Here is a 15,337-nt window from a genome sequence, read left to right as displayed (position 1 = left end):
TAGGTTTTGGGGGCGTCAGGCGCTGAAGAGGTAGGCTTCGTGCTCGACGATGCGCTGGGTGTGCGAGATGGATAGATCGCATGTGGCAAGGTCGAAGACCGCTTCGCCGTAGCCGCCTGCCCCGTCGTTCCATTCTGGCTTGGACCGAAAAAGAACGATCTGGACGCAAAGCCAGGCAACATCGCTCAGTGTGTCAGGAAAAATCAGCGCGATCTGAGCCGGAAGACCCATGGCATCGACGGCTTCGGGCAGGCGGATTGCTTCAGGAGAGGGCTCGCCTTCAGATGTCCCTTCGAAGCTGACCGTGGGAGCATCGATCCCGCCGTCCTGGCAGTCATAGTTCACTCTCAGTCGCGTACCCGCACCGGCCTTCATCGCATCCCAGATAAGCTCGAGGTTCTGTCGCAGCGCCTCCTGACGTAGTGCCTGGCGGCGTTTCAACTGCTCCATGTAATCAGGCCCAATCACTGAAGGACGTTCCATCTGGGGTGCGATCTGTTCGGACATTGTCCTGTCTCCGGCTTGTGTCTCGCGCTCTAATCTCTGCGCTTGACCATTCCGGTAGGTGGCGGGTCGGGCCGGGTCAGGCGCGGCGCGTTAGCGCCGGGACCGGACCCACGCGCAGCTTGCGAGCATGGGGAGGACCCACCGCTTGATGCGGACCGATCCCGTCACCTACCCCCTCTCTCCATTTTCCGTTCGTCGCCTTTCCCCGTCCGAGAACCTCGGACGGGCGGGTCAACGGCTCACGCTGGGAGGGGCACATCGACGCTTGCGGCGACCGCGATCGGACGCACCCAGATGGGTTCGACACCGAGCATGAATGTCTCGCCATTCCATGCGGCCAGCAGTGTTCGGCCCATGGTTTCCGCAATCGCGCGCGCCGCATCGGGCGGGACTGCATTGCCGATCCGCTCACGCCAGGCAGAGTCATTCAGACCGTCGAGCTCGGCCTGCTCCTCAGGATCGTAGAGCGACTGCAGTGCCGCCAGCTCGGCTGTCGTGAAGGGGCGATGCCAGGTACCGTCGAGGGCGCGGATAACCGCAACGAGCTTCTCGGTCGCGCAGGGCAGCGCCTGACGGGGATCAGCCACAGCCCAGCGGCCGTTATCATGGCCAGCAGCGGCGCTCACGGCGCCGGTCGCGTCATCCCATGAAACCACCCCATAATGGCCCGCGGTGAGGTAGGGATCTCCCTTTTCGCGCGACAGGTTCGGTCGCGGATCGGCGATGCGCTGTCCCGAACCTCCCGGCTCGCCGAGCATACCTTCATCCCCTGTCCAGGGGACGATCCTGTATTCATTCGCCAGTGCGGATCCGGCGAGGTCGCGCGGGTCTGCGACTGCATGCGGACCGCCTCCAACAAGCATTTTTCCCGTGACGACGGGAGCTGGCTCGTCCCAGCGCCGGATACCGTGCTGGACTGAGCGCTCGTGACCATCGATCCGAGGGTCGGCTACATTGAACCGTCCATTCGTCGCATTCGAGCGTCCTGCGACCACGCCAACTGCATCACTCCAGGGGACAACGCCGAGAGGGCCACCACGCCAGGTCTGTTCCGATACCAGAAGGTAGTCGCGCAGAACGCCGTTTTCCACAGCAAGCCGTTGTAAGGAACGCCAGTCCTTTCCAGCTTCGACAAAAGCAAGTCTGGCCCAGGTCTGCCACTGGAGACGAGGCACGCGGTGCATCGGTCCTGCCAGTGGATCGCCCGGCAGGCGCATACGCCCCAGTACATCGCCCACGCCGCCGATTGCGCGTTTGGGTGGTTCCCAGAGGAACGGCCGCACCTTGGCGGCATGCCGCGCGACGAGGAGAAAACGCTTGCGCGATTGCGACAGCCCGCCCAATGCGCCGCAGTCATGCGTCGTCTCGGCGACAGCGTACCCATAGCTCCCAAGAAGCGCCACGATCTGATCGAGCAGGTGCCTGCCACGGGTCGCGATGCGCGGCACATTTTCGAAGAGAATGAATTCGACCGGATCCTCTTTGTACGCTTCCAGAGCAAGCCATATACCGCGAAGCGTCAGGCGGTTGAGCGCCTGATACCGCCCTGTCCGGCTCATGGTTTCTGACAAGAGACCGGAGAAGCCTTTGCAGGGTGCAGACAGGAAAAGGATGTGCGGCTTGCGGTTATTGAACGCGCGATGAATGTCGGCCGTGGTTGCTTCGGACCAGTCGGGCGCAGGGTCTGCGCCATGGAAATCCCGATACTGACCACGATCGAACAGGTCTAGGACGGTGCCCTTGACGCCTGACAGGCGTTCAAAGTCGCGGATCGCTGCAGGATCCACATCGATCCCGCCGAGGCATTCGAATGACGCTGTCAGGGCGCCGTGTCGGGCCTTGGCTGCGTTGAAGCCCTTTGCTCCCCCGCCGAGGCCGCAGAACAGGTGTGCGTGTGTGATAACGTGATGCGTCGTCAGGTCTGGCATGATTTCTTCTCCCTTTACGACTTCCCGGCTAGTCGTCAGGGGCGGTCCGGGTCAGTCGCGGCGCACAGGCGCCGGGACCGGACCCACGCGCAGCTTGCGAGCATGGGGAGGACCCACCGATTGAGGCGGACCGGGCCTGTCGGCTAACCCCTCTCTCTCTGTTCCAAGCGGCTATCGGGATCTCTTTCACCCGATGCGGCATTGGGCAGGGGCAGTCGGGCTGCCATCTTGGCAATCGTCAGAAGAGACCCAGTTGCACAGGGGCTGCGCTCGGCATCATCGGCGCCCCGGCGGGGGCAAGGTGTTTGTATTTCGCGCTAAGCGCCGCGAGCATCGCGCGCTCGGTATGCTCCTTTTCGCGGCGTAGTTCACTGCGATAAGCGTCGGCGAGGCGCGCAGCGCGCAGCCGGTTCTGGATCTCGCGCTCGACATCGGACCAGGTATGTGTCGGCTGGCCCCAGCAAGGGTAGGCCTCGATCTGTTCGAGAAAAGCAATTCGCGCCTGGGTGGTGGAGAGTTGCTCTTCCCAGAAACCGTTGATGTCATAATGGGCGATGAACCCGAACATATTGGACAGGCGCCGATAGAGGCGCTTGTTCCATGCGCTGCGCGGCATGCCGCGCGCGATGAACGAGAGAAGCATGTCGCCCATGCGCGCCTTGTCTTCGGCGGTCTCGAACGACGTCGCAACAAATGCGTGGGACGCCAGAGGGGGATTGCGCAGCGTGGCGTATTTGAGTTCCGCGCTCATGCGGCAATGCAATCCCGCGGCTCACGGCGCCATGCGCCGTGATAGCGTGCCACGTCAGGCAAGGAGGGATACCGGCTATCGGGCGCAGCACCTGCGTCCTCGAGCGCGCGCAGCCAGCTGACCGAGCAGGTCATGCGTGTGCCGCAAGCGAGCGATCGCAGAATGGCGAGATCGGAGCGTCCGGAGATCGTACGATCTTCCCAGCGGCCCGTTACCGGGTTGCGGCAGGCTGCCGCATAGGTCCCGTTGAGGAAGCTCTCGAGAATATAGGGTTCAGACGCGCTTACATCTGTGCGGGCCTGAGCATTGCGGAGGCTACGGGGAATGCGAAAGATCGTGCCGGCGGCAATTGTGCCGACGCGCAAAGGGTTATCCCCGCCCTGAAAGGGCGAGGTGTAATACTGTCGCAGCATGGTGCGCTCCTATGTCAGGGATGTAGACGCCTGCTATGCAGGCGCGAAGAATCAGGCAGCGACGAGTTCAGCGTCCATCGGCTGCATTGCGGCCTCGTCGGGAGGCAGGATAAAATTCGCGGCCTCGGTGGCCAGACGGGCTGCGGTGAAGATTGCGCGCTTGTCTTCCTTCATGAGGGCGAGCCAGGACCCGATATAGCTGGCGTGATCCGAGCGCGGCGCGATACCCAGCTCGGCCATCACGAAAGCCGCCGTCATCTCGGCAACCAGCTCCTCGGCTCCATAGCCATGGGTTCCGAAGCGGTTCGACAGATCGCGGGCGAGGCGATGTTCTGCTCCCGACCAATGGGCAAGTTCATGAAAGGCGGTGTTGAGGAATGCTGGCTGCTCGGCGAAAGCCTCACGCTGTGGAAGAGCGATGTAGTCCAGAGTGGGTGCGTAGAAAGCCTTGTTCCCACCAAAGCGGATATCGGCTTTTGTGGCGGCAATCACGGCCTCGGCGGCCTCGTGACGCTCGGCCAATGGCGTAGAAGTCGGAACCTCGCACGCGCTTTCTGGCAAGCCGTCACATTGCTCGATGTTGAAAACGGTGTAGCGCTTGAGAAACGCGATCGTCTTAGGATCGTCGCGCTCGGCCTGGCTCTTGGGCACAAAGCGATTGGCATAGAAGACCGTCGTGCCTTTCTCGCCCTTGCGTACATTTCCACCCAGTTTCTCAGCCTGCCTGTAGGTCAGCCAACGCTGTGCGCGGAAACCGCCTGTTTGCCCGGCGATCCAGAGCAGGATGACGTTGATCCCGCTATAGCGGCTTTCCGTCGTCGCATTACGCGGCAAGGACCCTGACGTCATGGTGTTGGTCCACGGCTGAACCCAAGGCGCATAGCCTTTTTCGAGTTCCGCGATGATCCGGTCGGTCGTTTCCTGGTGAAGGTCGGCGCGGGTACGGTCGGTCATGGGAGAGGCTCCGGATTTGGTGTGTGCTCTTTCTCTGAGCTTGACCTCTCCGGTAGTTGGCGGGTCGGGCCGGGTCAGGCGCGGCGCGTAAGCGCCGGGACCGGACCCACGCGCAGCCTGCGAGCATGGGGAGGACCCACCGCTTGATGCGGACCGATCCCGTCAGCTACCGCCCCTCTCCTCCATCATTCTGCTGCGACCACCTCGGCGGGTGCCGCTACTGGCTCCGGGTTTATCCGGTCGTCATCGAATTCGACATCCTCTGCGACCGTATCATCGCCGATCGGGACATCACTCCCGTCAATCCAGCAGATAATTCCCTCGCGGCGCGCGGTAAGTTCGATATGTTCCGGTTGACCACTCTGTTCCATCATCTCGCGTGCGGCAGCCTTGGCCCGTTCGATGATTTCGCCGGGGCTATCGGCCTCTATCTCTGCGCTGTCATAGGCTCGGAGCCAGAAGCCGATCTTGACGGTGTATCGGGGCATTACGCGGCCTCCATGCCGGCAAAAGCATTTGGCGAGACCAGCTTGAGCACGGGCTCCTTTCTCTTCGACGGGCCGTGAACCCTCGCCTTGTTGTAGATGGGGCGTTCGTCAAGCGTGTGGAACGCGAAGAAAAACGCAGCATGCAGCGGATCTCGCAGGGGGCTCAGCTCCCATAAGGCGTAATCACTATCTCCCTGCGGCGTCATCAATGCCTCGAGCTTTGCGAGACGCTCCCTCTGCCACGAACGGAGCTTCGTCCGTGTCACCCTGATCGACGCGGAAACTCCGATGCCGGTCTCGCCGAAGCCATCCCGTGTAAGGGCTCGCTCGAGGGTTGAGCGGTTCTTGTGGATATAGGTCTCTGCCTGCGTGCTGCGAGCATTGGAAAAGCGCATCCCGCCACCTTCACAAGAGGCCGCGTATTCGACGACCTTGCGCATGACGACCCACTCGCAATCCGCGCCAATCAGATCCCAGGAGCGGGTACGCGCGCCGGTATCGCAGTCATACATATTGTTATCGCCCCCGAGTTCGAAGAGCATGAAATAGTCATCCCTCCCATGCTCGGTCGGGCAGGCTGCGACGAGCTGGGCGGCCGTGAATTTCACAGCCACCTGATCATAGACGATGCGATAAGACATAGCCGGCCTCCCTCAGTATTCAGAGGTCAGCATGACGACCTTGGCCCCAAGGCCCTCGTCGCTGATCGCATAGAGTTCGAGGCTCTCGAGCGGAAAATCCGTGCCGATAATTGTCTGCCTGAAAAGCCTGATCGGCTGACGGCCTTCCTTGCCTCCATCCGTGCAGGTGACGACGGCAGTGCTCGTCGCGAGATCGACCTTCAAAGACCATGCTTCGAATGGCTCCCGCCGAACTTTCGGATCGACGCGTGCAGATGCGATCACATCGACAAGCCATTTTGCTCCGTTCCTGACCAGAAACGCGGCACCGTCCGTCAGGACAAGGTCGCCGGTGTAGCGATGATATTTCGAGGTGCCGTAGAACTGGGCGAGTTCGGCTTTGGTAAGGGCAGTCGTCATGGAGGTCTCCGGGGTTGTCTCGCGCACCTTGATATTCTCTGCGCTTGACCCTTCCGGTAGCGGGCGGGTCGGACCGGGTCAGTCGCGGCGCGTGAGCGCCGGGACCGGACCCACGCGCAGCTTGCGAGCATGGGGAGGACCCACCGATTGATGCGGGCCGATCCCGTCAGCTACCCCCCTCTCCTTCCCTCAGGCGGCTATCGGGGTTTCACCCACTTCCGATGCGGCATTGGCGTCCGCGTCGGCCGCCAGATCAGCCTCGAGATCTGCGAGAGCGCGCTTCTTCTCATCGAGCGCAGCCTGGTCGCGGAACGGCGTGCCAAGCCGCGCGCGGTAAGCCGGCAGGCGGGCGGTGATCTCGTCACGCGCCTTGCGGGTTTCCATCAGCTCTGTCTCGATGCGGCCGAGCCGGTGCTCGATTTTCGAAATCAGGCCAAGCGGCTTGGTATCGCGATCGAACGACACTTCGGACGCGTTGGACGTGAACGCGATCGCAAGACCTGCCTCGATTTTCGGCGTTCCGTCTTTCAGAAACCGCGTCTGAGCAGCTTCGAGCAGGATTTCGAAACCACCAATGCGACCGAGACGCCACGACCCCTCCTCGCCGTTCTTCTCCACCCTGCGCGCCTGGGACAAAAGCCATGCCCCGGCTTTCTCGCGCTCGGCCAGAACGCCCCGCGGCCCCTCGAAGGAAAAGGCCTCGCCGCGCGTCTCCACACGCTGCGCGAGATCGGCCTCCAGGGCCGGGATCCGACGCTCGAGCGACGCCAGCTCACGCTCGCCAGTCTGAATCGAGCGACGGACAGCAAACTGGTCATCGTAATGCGCGGCTGCGAGACGCTCGAGACGCGCTAGATCGGCTTCGAGCCCGGCTTTCTGCATCAGGCGCATGTCGCCAGAGGCGAGCGCCTTGGCCATGGCGAACTGGTTGCCCTCATCGTTGATGTCCTCGATCCGTCGGATCGAGCGATCGCCTGACATGGCGAGCGCGATGAAGCGCAGCTTGCGCTCGAGAAGCTGCCAGTTGGTTGCGTCCACCGAGCCTTCCTGCGCATAGGCGTAGATCTCGATCTCGGCATGCTGGTTGCCCTGTCGCTCGATACGGCCCTCGCGCTGAATGATGTCGGAAACGAGCCAGGGCACATCGAGATGGTGTAGAGCCTTCAGACGGGCCTGGGCGTTGACGCCCGTGCCCATGGTGGCGGTGCTGCCAATCAGGATGCGCTTGCGTCCTGCGTTCAGATCGCCAAACAGGCGAAGCTTGGCCGCAGCCTTCTTGTAATGCTGCATGAACGCGATCTGATCGGCGGGTACGCCGAGACGGATCAGCTCGTCGCGGATATGCAGATAGGCCGAGAACCCGCGTTTCTCGAACGCGGCTTCGGTGCCGAGATCTGAAAAGATCATCTGCACGGCGCCCGTAAGTGGCGCGCTCTCTCCTGTCTGCAGATCGCGATAGGTGTTCTCGCTCGTGTCGACCCAGATGCGATGGACGCGAGCGATCAGATCGTCGAGCTTGCTGGCCTCCTCAGCGTCACAGCGTACGAGACGCAGATCGATCGCGGCATGTCGGGCATCGTTGATGACCGAGAGCAGGATATCGTCGCCCTTCTGGGGCTTGCCTTCCCGTTCCTCGATCGCCTTAATCCGGTACGCAAGCGCACGCTGGTAGGCCTTGAAGTCGTCATTGGCGGGCGTGACGACGATCGCACGGTGTCCGCCCTTGATCGCGGGCAGTTTGACATAGCGGCGCAGATCGTCCTGTTGGACCACATCGGCGAAATGGCGATACATGGCCATTAGATCAGCGACGTTGACGAATTCGGTGAAACGCGTGACGGGCTTGTAGAGCCCGCTCGGCTGCAGCTCGAGTTCGGTGCGCGTCTCGCCGAAATTCGCGGCCCAGGCGTCGAACTCGTGGAGATCGCGTGCGCGCAGATCCTCGAGTGCCATGAAGCGCTGGACGGTGAACAACTCTCCAATCGTGTTCGTGATCGGTGAGCCCGATGCGAGGATCAACTCGCGACCGGAATTGCTACGGGCGAGATAGCGGGTTTTCACGAACAGATCCCAGGCACGCTGGCTGCCATTCGGGTCCACGCCCTTCAGGTCGGACTGGTTCGTCGCGAAAGAGAGCTTGCGGAACTGCTGAGCCTCATCGACCATGATCTGATCGATCCCGATCTCACCCAGATGCACCAGATCGTCCTTGCTGCCCTGCAGGCTCTCGAGACGCTCCTGCATCCCCTCCTTCATACGCTCGATGCGCTTGCGTGAGAGGCGGTCGTCAGCATCGACATTATCGAGGATGGCCTCGTAGGACGCGATCTGGTCCTCGATCATCTCACGCTCGAAACTGCTCTCGACCGGGATGAACTTGAAGGCGTCATGCGTGATGATGATGGCGTCCCAGTTCCCCGTTGCAGCGCGCGCGATGAAGCTCTGGCGCTTGGCCTTCACGAAGTTCGTCTCGTCGGCGACCATGATATTCGCAGTCGGGTAGAGCATCAGGAACTCGCGAGCCATCTGCGCCAAGCAGTGCCCCGGCACGACGATCATCGCCTTGGAAATCAGACCGAGGCGCTTTTGCTCCATCACGGCCGCGCACATGGAGAAGGTCTTTCCGGCACCCACGGCATGCGCCATGTAGGTGCGCCCCGAGGCGATGATGCGCCAGATGACGCGCTTCTGGTGGTCGCGCAGCATGATAGCCGAGCTGGCACCCGGAAGCCGCAGGTGGCTCCCATCGAAGAGGCGCGGGACGAGATTGTTATAGGTCTCGTTATACAGGCGCACGAGGCTGTCGGCGCGCTCGCTATCCTGCCAGACCCAGTCCTGGAACGCAGTGCGGATCGTCCGGAGCTTCTCCTTGGCGGCCTCGGTCTCCTTAGCGTTGAGCACGCGCTTTTCGACCCCGTCCTCCTTATAGGTGTCGAAGATCTTCGGGCTTGCCTGTGTCAGGGCGTCCTCAAGCAGCTCGCCGGCATGACGGCGTTCGGTCCCCCAGACCGAGGTCGCCTCGGCGCGGCCGGCAAAGGCCTGCTTGTCGATCGACCAGCAGGCTACGGCAGCGGTGTGGTAGATCCGGGCCTCCACGCCGATCACCTCGGACACGAAAGCCGTCACGACCTCGACCGGAACCCACGGCGCACCCAGACGGGCTGTAATGTCGCTCGGACGCAGATCCTCGGGCTGCACGGCCTCGAGCGCTGAGACGTTACGCGCATAGCGCGCATCGCGCGCAGCGGCTTCGCGCGCCTCGGCGAGCTTGGTGCGCACGGCACCGGAAAGATACTCGTCAGACGTCACCCATACCGGGCGTCCATTGCTCGAGCGGCTCGGCTCGAGGAAGATGCTGCTGCCCAGCTCGGCCGTCACGGCTTCTTCGCTCTGCCCCATCAATTCGGCCACGATCGGCAGATCGACGCGTCCGGCTTCGTGCAGGCACACGGCCAGGGCATCATGGACGGAATGGATCTCGGGTTCGGACGGCGCCTGAATCACGCGATCGGTAAAGAGCGGCCCCGGTTCGGCCGCATCCGTCTCCTCGTCATAACGCTCGATCGAGGACACGAGCCAGACATCGGGATCGTCGAGGAAGGTCTGCAGGTTCGGGCGGCGCTGGGTCTCGCTCTCGGCGCCGGTCACGGCGTCGACGCGGGTTGTCGTCTTCGTGTGGTTGATCGGGCCGAACTGGCGCGTGAAGTTCAGCCAGGCACGCTTGAGGCTCGCCTGCAGACCGGCAAACGGCTTGTTCTCGAACTGCGCCCGCAGCACAGCGCGCGTCGCATCGCGCACGGGGATCATCGCCTCGATGATACGCGCGTGCTTCTGGAAGATGCCCTCCTTCTGCTCGCCCTTGCGGATGGCGACCACCCTCCCCTGTCCGCCGACGATCTGGTGCAGGATGCCGCCTTCCATGAAGTAGCTGCCTTCACGCAGGTCGCCGCCCTCTTCACGCGTTTCCTTTGCAGGGCGGACGATGCGGCTATCGGCCACGGGCGGGAAACGCAGTGCAGGCGCAATACGGCCCAGGGCCTCGGGGAGTGCGTCAGCCAGATCCTGCCCGTCGCGGGCAACGCAGGTGTAGTCCATGCCAAAGGCCGTGCTGGCCCAGCCATGAGAGCCCAGAACCTGCTCGGGGTGCGCTTCCATCCACGCATTGATGCGCAGGGCCCCATCCCCCATGTTCGTGCCTTCGATATCGATGCAGGACAGCCAAGTGTCGTCACCCGGCATCTCGCCGATCTCGCGCTTGCGGAAGAGCACGATATCCACGACCACATCCGTGCCGGCATCGGCGCGCATGGTGCTGGCCGGCAGGCGCACGGCACCCAGGAATTCGGCTTCCTCGTGAATGAGCGTGCGCGCACGGGCATCGGTCTTGTCGAGGGTGTGGCGCGAGATCACAAAGGCCGCAACACCATTAGGGCGCAGGGCATTGATCGAGCGGGCCAGGAACCAGTCATGGAGCGACAGCCCCTTGAGGTCACGCGGCTCAGTCTGGCTCACGGTACGGTTCGAGAACGGCGGGTTATGTGCTGCAGCACATAACCCGCCTTATGTTGTGTTCGGACTTATGTTGACGGAGCCGGCTTTCCGACCCCGCTTTACGGATCCATGAGCATTCGTCGTGCAACATAACCTCATGGGCGGGAGGCAGGCCATGTTCAGAGGAGGTTTGCCATGAGTCAGATTTCTATCTCTCATCGAGATCTGCGCCCATCCAAGGACGACGCACCTTTCGCCGAAGAGCGACGCCGTTATCTAGATTATTTTGCTCAACGCGGAGCTTCACTCGTTTCGCTAAGGTTCAAGCGAAACGAGCTGATATGGATTGCGACACGCATTCATCCAAACGCGCCTTTTTCAGGTGTCGGCATTGAAGAATTGCGCAAAATCGCTGCCGAGAGGCAGCAGGTTTGTGGAGGCAGAGAGGCTACGCAACGAATCATCGGAACAGGGAAGGCCTGGCTCAAATTTCTTCTATGGTGGCGAGAGCCTGCTGCGGTTTTCAAATATTCGAGGCAGATTGATGAATACGTAAGGTGGATGCGTGATGAACGCGGTTTCTCTCTCTCGACCATTGAGGTGTGGGCTCGTGTGATACGCCGGTTCTTACACTGGTGCGTCCAGCAGGATTTGGAGCTTGTGACCCTTCGCGCCAAAGACATGGATGCTTATTTCGTGAGTCAAGCCTCGGGGCGCTGGTCTCGCGTCTCAGTAGCAAATATTTCCGCGGCGTTGCGTAGCTTCATACGCTATGCGGAAGGACGGGGAATATGCGCACAGGGTCTAGCTGAGGCGGTTTGCGCTCCACGCCTCTATAAACAGGAAACTTTGCCATACGCTCCAGCATGGTCGGACGTTCAGCGCATGCTAGAGGATGTCGACACCGACAATCCGCAAGATATTCGCGATCGAGCAATCCTGCTTCTACTTGCTGTCTATGGTATGCGAAGCGGCGAGGTAGCTGCATTGCGTCTCGATCAGATCGACTGGGCTGGTAAAGTTTTGAGACTTTTTCGTCTAAAGCGTCGCCAGCCGCAATCCTACCCCTTGATATTATCAGTCGCCGAAGCACTGGCACGATATGTGGATACAGTAAGGCCCCGATCGTCATGCCCGGAAGTCTTTCTTTGCATGCAAGCGCCGATCAGACCTTTCAAGGCTGGTAGCATCTACCATGTGGCCAATCGTCGATTTGTCGCTCGCGGAATCAACGTGGCGCATCGCGGCGGCCACGCATTACGCCACGCCTGCGCATCGCGGCTCCTTGCAGAAGGCCTGTCAATCAAAGAAATTGGTGATCACCTGGGTCATAGTAGCGCGACATCGACCAGCATCTACGCCAAGGTGGAATTGGCAGCGCTTCGTCAGATAGCGGCATTCGACCTGGGGGATCTGCCATGATACTCAGCAGCGTCATCGACCATTATCTATCTCATAAACGATCTTTAGGTATGCGTTTCGAGACACCCGAAAGGATGCTGCGTCGCTTTTGCCGTGGAGCGGGTGATCCCGAAATTACCGCAATCTCGTCGGTTATGGTGTCAGAGTTTATCCGAGGCCGTGGCACCCCCAGCTCCACATGGATCTTTCGCTACAGAATTCTGACTGGCTTTTACCGTTTTGCCATTAGCCGTGATTATGCCGACTGCTCGCCTCTCCCTGTAACGGTTCCAAAACCACCACGACAGCAAACGCCCTACATCTACTCAACGGAAGAGCTGTGCCGTTTATTGGAAGCAACATCGATCCTTGGTCTTAGACGACGACCGGAAATTCCTGCACTCTATCGAACTCTGCTCCTACTTCTCTATGGCACAGGTATGCGCATCGGTGAGGCGCTTCGCCTTACCTTGCAGGATGTGGATTTGGCCGAAAATCTCATCACCGTTCGTGACACGAAGTTTTTCAAAATGCGTTACGTGCCGTTTGGGACAAGGCTCGGGAAGGAATTGGCTGGACATCTACAACGCCGGCGCTGCTTCCCGATGATACAAGGGGAGCGTTCTCCATTTTTTACGACTCATAACGGCCAGCCATGGCGTTATACGCGGGTCATCTCACTGTTCCAGCGTATCCGGGAGGAAGCAGAAATTACTTGTCCCATCGGCGAATTGCGACCACCACGACTACATGACATTCGGCACACATCAGCTATGCATCGAATGCTATCTTGGTATCGGTCCGGTCAAGATGTGCAGCAGCTGCTTCCGCGACTCTCAACTTATCTTGGCCACGTCGATATCCGTTCAACGCAACGCTATTTGCATATGACGCCAGAGCTCCTCGAGGCGGCCAGCCAACGTTACGCACAATATGCCCGGGGGGCGGACTATGAAGGATGAGAACTTGCTGGGCCCTTGGGTCCGTCGTTTTTTACTCGAGCATCTAGTGGCTGAACGAAACTTGTCTCGCAATACGCAAGCCAGCTATCGAGATACAATGAAAATCATGCTGCCATTTGTAAGTAAATGCGCGAACCGAGCCATTGACCGCATGAACGTGGAGGACCTGGCCCCTGCGACAATCCGGAAATTTCTGGATCATCTAGAACACGACAGACAATGCAGTGAAGCAACTCGCAATCAACGTCTTGCCACCATCCACTCCCTTGCCCTTTTCATAGGAACACGCGCACCTGTACACTTGGGATGGTGTTCCGAGGTTAGAACGATACCATTCAAAAGAACGACAAAAGCCTCGATTGGCTACCTCGAAAAAGCCGAGATCGACGCAATAATTGCACAGCCAGACAAGCGTACCAGCCTCGGGCGACGCGACCGCACTCTGCTGCTCTTTTTATACAATAGTGGAGCACGGGCAGACGAAACGGCTCAGTTAATCATTGAGAACCTTCAAATCGGTCGCTCTGCGTCCGTCCGCCTCTACGGCAAAGGAAACAAAACCCGGGTCTGTCCGCTTTGGCCAGAAACTGCTGCATCGTTAGCTCTTCTCGCAGGCAATAGAAATAAAGAAGAGCGAGTATTCCTTGGACGGACCAAGGAGCCTCTGACCCGTTTTGGAATACATCGGATTGTGAGGCAATATGGGAGAGCGGTAAATGAGGCCACCCCAGATCTCTGTATTAAACGTGTTACCCCACATACGATCCGGCATACGACTGCCGTCCACCTGTTGCGCGCAGGCGTGGATATCAACACGATCCGCGCCTGGCTGGGCCACGTATCAGTAGATACCACCAATATTTATGCAGAGGTGGATCTCGAAATGAAAGCTGCGGCACTGGCAAAGGTAGATATCAGCAGCTTGAAGAGACCTTCACGGTCACAGCACCTACCATCACTAATGGCGTTCTTGAACACGCTCTAGTGGATTGTTCACAAATTATGTGCCGGCTTGGGTCAAGAAACTATATGCAAGCCTCACTCAAGCCGGCTCCGTCAACATAAGTCCGAACACAACATAAGGCGGATTGCCGATCGCCAGATCGTAGCCCGTGCTTAGCTTCGCACGGGTGAAGTCCTCTGCACGGATCCACTGTTTCGGATAGAGCTTCGCGGCAATGCGCGCCGTGAGCGGGTCCATCTCGATGCCGGTGAAGGCGATCTTTCCCTCGAGCTTCTCGGGGCGCGATGCGACGAACAGGCCTGTCCCGCAACCCGGCTCCAGCACGGACCCGCCCGCAAAGCCACGCGCCATCATGAAGTCCCACATGGCATGAACGACCGTTTCAGGGGTGTAGTGGGCATACTGGGTCGAGCGTGCGAGGGCGCTGCGCTCTGCCTCGGTGGTGCAGGCTTCGAGATCGGCACCCAGCTTTTCCCAACCCGCGCGATAGGCTTCATCGGCGCGAGGGAAGAGCGCATTCGCCAGCTCCCCTGCCCCGAACCCGGTGAAGCGGCTCAGCTGCGCCTGCTCTTCGCTTGTCGCGTTACGGGCTTCGCGCTCGAGGGTCGCGACCAGCTTGATCGCCTCGATGTTGTCACGCGCACGCGCCTTCCAGCCCTGGGCCAGACCGCGCAGACCGGCGAGACGGAAATCACTCTGAGGAATGACGAGGGGTTCGACCGCAGGCAGCAGCGCGCCCGGTGCATCGCCCTCTTCGCCTTCCAGTTCACCCCAGAACAGGTTCGCATTGCCATCAAGGGCGGTATCGCCAAACAGGCTGAGTTGGAAATCGGCGTTCGACATCTTCTGGCATCCGTGCAGGACCGGACCTCACTTGTGCTCTGTGGCTCGGGAGGGTGCGGTGATTGGAGAGGATCCGGGATCGAGATTTTCTTTTCTCTCTCCCTTCTCCATCTCCGGCACCAGGACGCGGCGGCAGGGTTAAGCCCGGTGCGCTCGCGCGCCGGCACCGCAGCCACGCGCAGCGACCGCAGGTCGCGAGCATGGCGAGGAGCCACGGCTTAGCCATGACGGCGGGTTCTGGTCCGCCTCTCTCTTCTTTCGGTCGCGAGAGATGGAAGTGCTGGTATCGGAGGGCTCAAAAAGAGGCGGCAATAGCGTTGGGGTCTCACGCCATCACGTCGTTACGACTTTACGCCTTTACGTACCTCCTCCCCTGCCGCAGGGACGGGGGAGGGCGCGCAGCGCATGGGGTTCTCCACGTAAAGGCGTCATTACGGCTTTACGTGCCCCTCCCCTGCCGCAGGGAAAGGGGAGGGCGCGCAGCGCGTGGGGGTACCCACGTAAAGGCGTCATTACGGCCTTACGTGCCCCTCCCCTGCCGCAGGGAAAGGGGAGGGCGCGCAGCGCGTGGGGTTCTCCACGTAAAGGCGTCATT

11 protein-coding genes and 2 pseudogenes are annotated in these 15,337 nt (G+C 60.6%); 3 read left to right on the top strand and 10 right to left on the bottom strand.

Annotated features, from left to right (window positions below; genetic code table 11):
* Nucleotides 1-15 precede the first annotated feature (15 nt).
* The 9 genes and pseudogenes from AA105894_RS12450 to AA105894_RS12410 form a co-directional block, all read right to left on the bottom strand.
* On the bottom strand, nucleotides 16-507 hold the full coding sequence (locus tag AA105894_RS12450) for a hypothetical protein (protein WP_267312020.1): 492 nt from the start codon (nucleotides 505-507) through the stop codon (nucleotides 16-18).
* Nucleotides 508-746: 239 nt separating this feature from the next.
* The gene (locus AA105894_RS12445; protein ID WP_267312019.1) at nucleotides 747-2,435 is read right to left on the bottom strand and encodes a DNA cytosine methyltransferase; all 1,689 of its coding nucleotides are present in this window, start codon (nucleotides 2,433-2,435) and stop codon (nucleotides 747-749) included.
* 238 nt (nucleotides 2,436-2,673) lie between these two features.
* Nucleotides 2,674-3,186 (bottom strand): hypothetical protein, encoded by a 513-nt coding sequence (locus AA105894_RS12440; protein ID WP_267312018.1) that lies wholly within the window; start codon nucleotides 3,184-3,186, stop codon nucleotides 2,674-2,676.
* On the bottom strand, nucleotides 3,183-3,599 hold the full coding sequence (locus AA105894_RS12435; RefSeq protein ID WP_267312017.1) for a hypothetical protein: 417 nt from the start codon (nucleotides 3,597-3,599) through the stop codon (nucleotides 3,183-3,185). The genes AA105894_RS12440 and AA105894_RS12435 overlap by 4 nt, the downstream gene beginning before the upstream one ends.
* Before the next feature lie 51 nt (nucleotides 3,600-3,650).
* Entirely contained in the window at nucleotides 3,651-4,553 is a 903-nt protein-coding gene (locus AA105894_RS12430) for an ArdC family protein (RefSeq protein ID WP_267312016.1), read from the bottom strand.
* A gap of 185 nt (nucleotides 4,554-4,738) precedes the next feature.
* Nucleotides 4,739-5,041 carry a hypothetical protein gene (locus tag AA105894_RS12425; RefSeq protein ID WP_267312015.1) on the bottom strand — a complete coding sequence of 101 codons (303 nt, stop codon included), beginning with the start codon at nucleotides 5,039-5,041 and terminating at the stop codon, nucleotides 4,739-4,741.
* Nucleotides 5,041-5,682, bottom strand: a complete 642-nt coding sequence (locus AA105894_RS12420) for a hypothetical protein (RefSeq protein ID WP_267312014.1) — start codon at nucleotides 5,680-5,682, stop codon at nucleotides 5,041-5,043. The genes AA105894_RS12425 and AA105894_RS12420 overlap by 1 nt, the downstream gene beginning before the upstream one ends.
* 12 nt (nucleotides 5,683-5,694) lie before the next feature.
* Entirely contained in the window at nucleotides 5,695-6,081 is a 387-nt protein-coding gene (locus AA105894_RS12415) for a DUF6876 family protein (RefSeq protein WP_267312013.1), read from the bottom strand.
* Between the two features lie 189 nt (nucleotides 6,082-6,270).
* A pseudogene (locus tag AA105894_RS12410) lies at nucleotides 6,271-10,638 on the bottom strand (DEAD/DEAH box helicase family protein); the annotation flags it as partial.
* Between the two features lie 129 nt (nucleotides 10,639-10,767).
* Here AA105894_RS12410 and AA105894_RS12405 point away from each other — a divergent pair.
* From AA105894_RS12405 to AA105894_RS12395, 3 genes are read left to right on the top strand one after another with little or no spacing between them, the layout of a single operon-like run.
* Entirely contained in the window at nucleotides 10,768-11,994 is a 1,227-nt protein-coding gene (locus AA105894_RS12405) for a tyrosine-type recombinase/integrase (RefSeq protein ID WP_267312012.1), read from the top strand.
* Nucleotides 11,991-12,935, top strand: a complete 945-nt coding sequence (locus AA105894_RS12400; protein WP_267312011.1) for a tyrosine-type recombinase/integrase — start codon at nucleotides 11,991-11,993, stop codon at nucleotides 12,933-12,935. Before AA105894_RS12405 ends, AA105894_RS12400 begins: the two co-directional genes overlap by 4 nt.
* A complete protein-coding gene (locus AA105894_RS12395; RefSeq protein ID WP_306414313.1) occupies nucleotides 12,907-13,920 on the top strand; it encodes a tyrosine-type recombinase/integrase in 1,014 nt (337 codons plus the stop codon). The genes AA105894_RS12400 and AA105894_RS12395 overlap by 29 nt, the downstream gene beginning before the upstream one ends.
* 93 nt (nucleotides 13,921-14,013) lie before the next feature.
* Here AA105894_RS12395 and AA105894_RS12390 read toward each other — a convergent pair.
* Nucleotides 14,014-14,742 (bottom strand): annotated as a pseudogene (locus tag AA105894_RS12390) (lactate dehydrogenase); the annotation flags it as partial.
* Nucleotides 14,743-15,337: the final 595 nt, after the last annotated feature.

Origin of the sequence: Asaia spathodeae NBRC 105894, assembly GCF_025994195.1 — a bacterium.
Taxonomy (GTDB): Bacteria; Pseudomonadota; Alphaproteobacteria; order Acetobacterales; family Acetobacteraceae; genus Asaia; species Asaia siamensis.
This window is presented reverse-complemented; position numbering and strand designations above follow the sequence as displayed.

What these genes read in the sequence shown, in the direction of transcription:
- AA105894_RS12450 (WP_267312020.1), bottom strand. Translation starts at nt 507, where the DNA reads ATGTCCGAACAGATCGCACCCCAGATGGAACGTCCTTCAGTGATTGGG.
- AA105894_RS12440 (WP_267312018.1), bottom strand. Translation starts at nt 3,186, where the DNA reads ATGAGCGCGGAACTCAAATACGCCACGCTGCGCAATCCCCCTCTGGCG.
- AA105894_RS12445 (WP_267312019.1), bottom strand. Translation starts at nt 2,435, where the DNA reads ATGCCAGACCTGACGACGCATCACGTTATCACACACGCACACCTGTTC.
- AA105894_RS12435 (WP_267312017.1), bottom strand. Translation starts at nt 3,599, where the DNA reads ATGCTGCGACAGTATTACACCTCGCCCTTTCAGGGCGGGGATAACCCT.
- AA105894_RS12395 (WP_306414313.1), top strand. Translation starts at nt 12,907, where the DNA reads ATGCCCGGGGGGCGGACTATGAAGGATGAGAACTTGCTGGGCCCTTGG.
- AA105894_RS12430 (WP_267312016.1), bottom strand. Translation starts at nt 4,553, where the DNA reads ATGACCGACCGTACCCGCGCCGACCTTCACCAGGAAACGACCGACCGG.
- AA105894_RS12420 (WP_267312014.1), bottom strand. Translation starts at nt 5,682, where the DNA reads ATGTCTTATCGCATCGTCTATGATCAGGTGGCTGTGAAATTCACGGCC.
- AA105894_RS12415 (WP_267312013.1), bottom strand. Translation starts at nt 6,081, where the DNA reads ATGACGACTGCCCTTACCAAAGCCGAACTCGCCCAGTTCTACGGCACC.
- AA105894_RS12425 (WP_267312015.1), bottom strand. Translation starts at nt 5,041, where the DNA reads ATGCCCCGATACACCGTCAAGATCGGCTTCTGGCTCCGAGCCTATGAC.
- AA105894_RS12405 (WP_267312012.1), top strand. Translation starts at nt 10,768, where the DNA reads ATGAGTCAGATTTCTATCTCTCATCGAGATCTGCGCCCATCCAAGGAC.
- AA105894_RS12400 (WP_267312011.1), top strand. Translation starts at nt 11,991, where the DNA reads ATGATACTCAGCAGCGTCATCGACCATTATCTATCTCATAAACGATCT.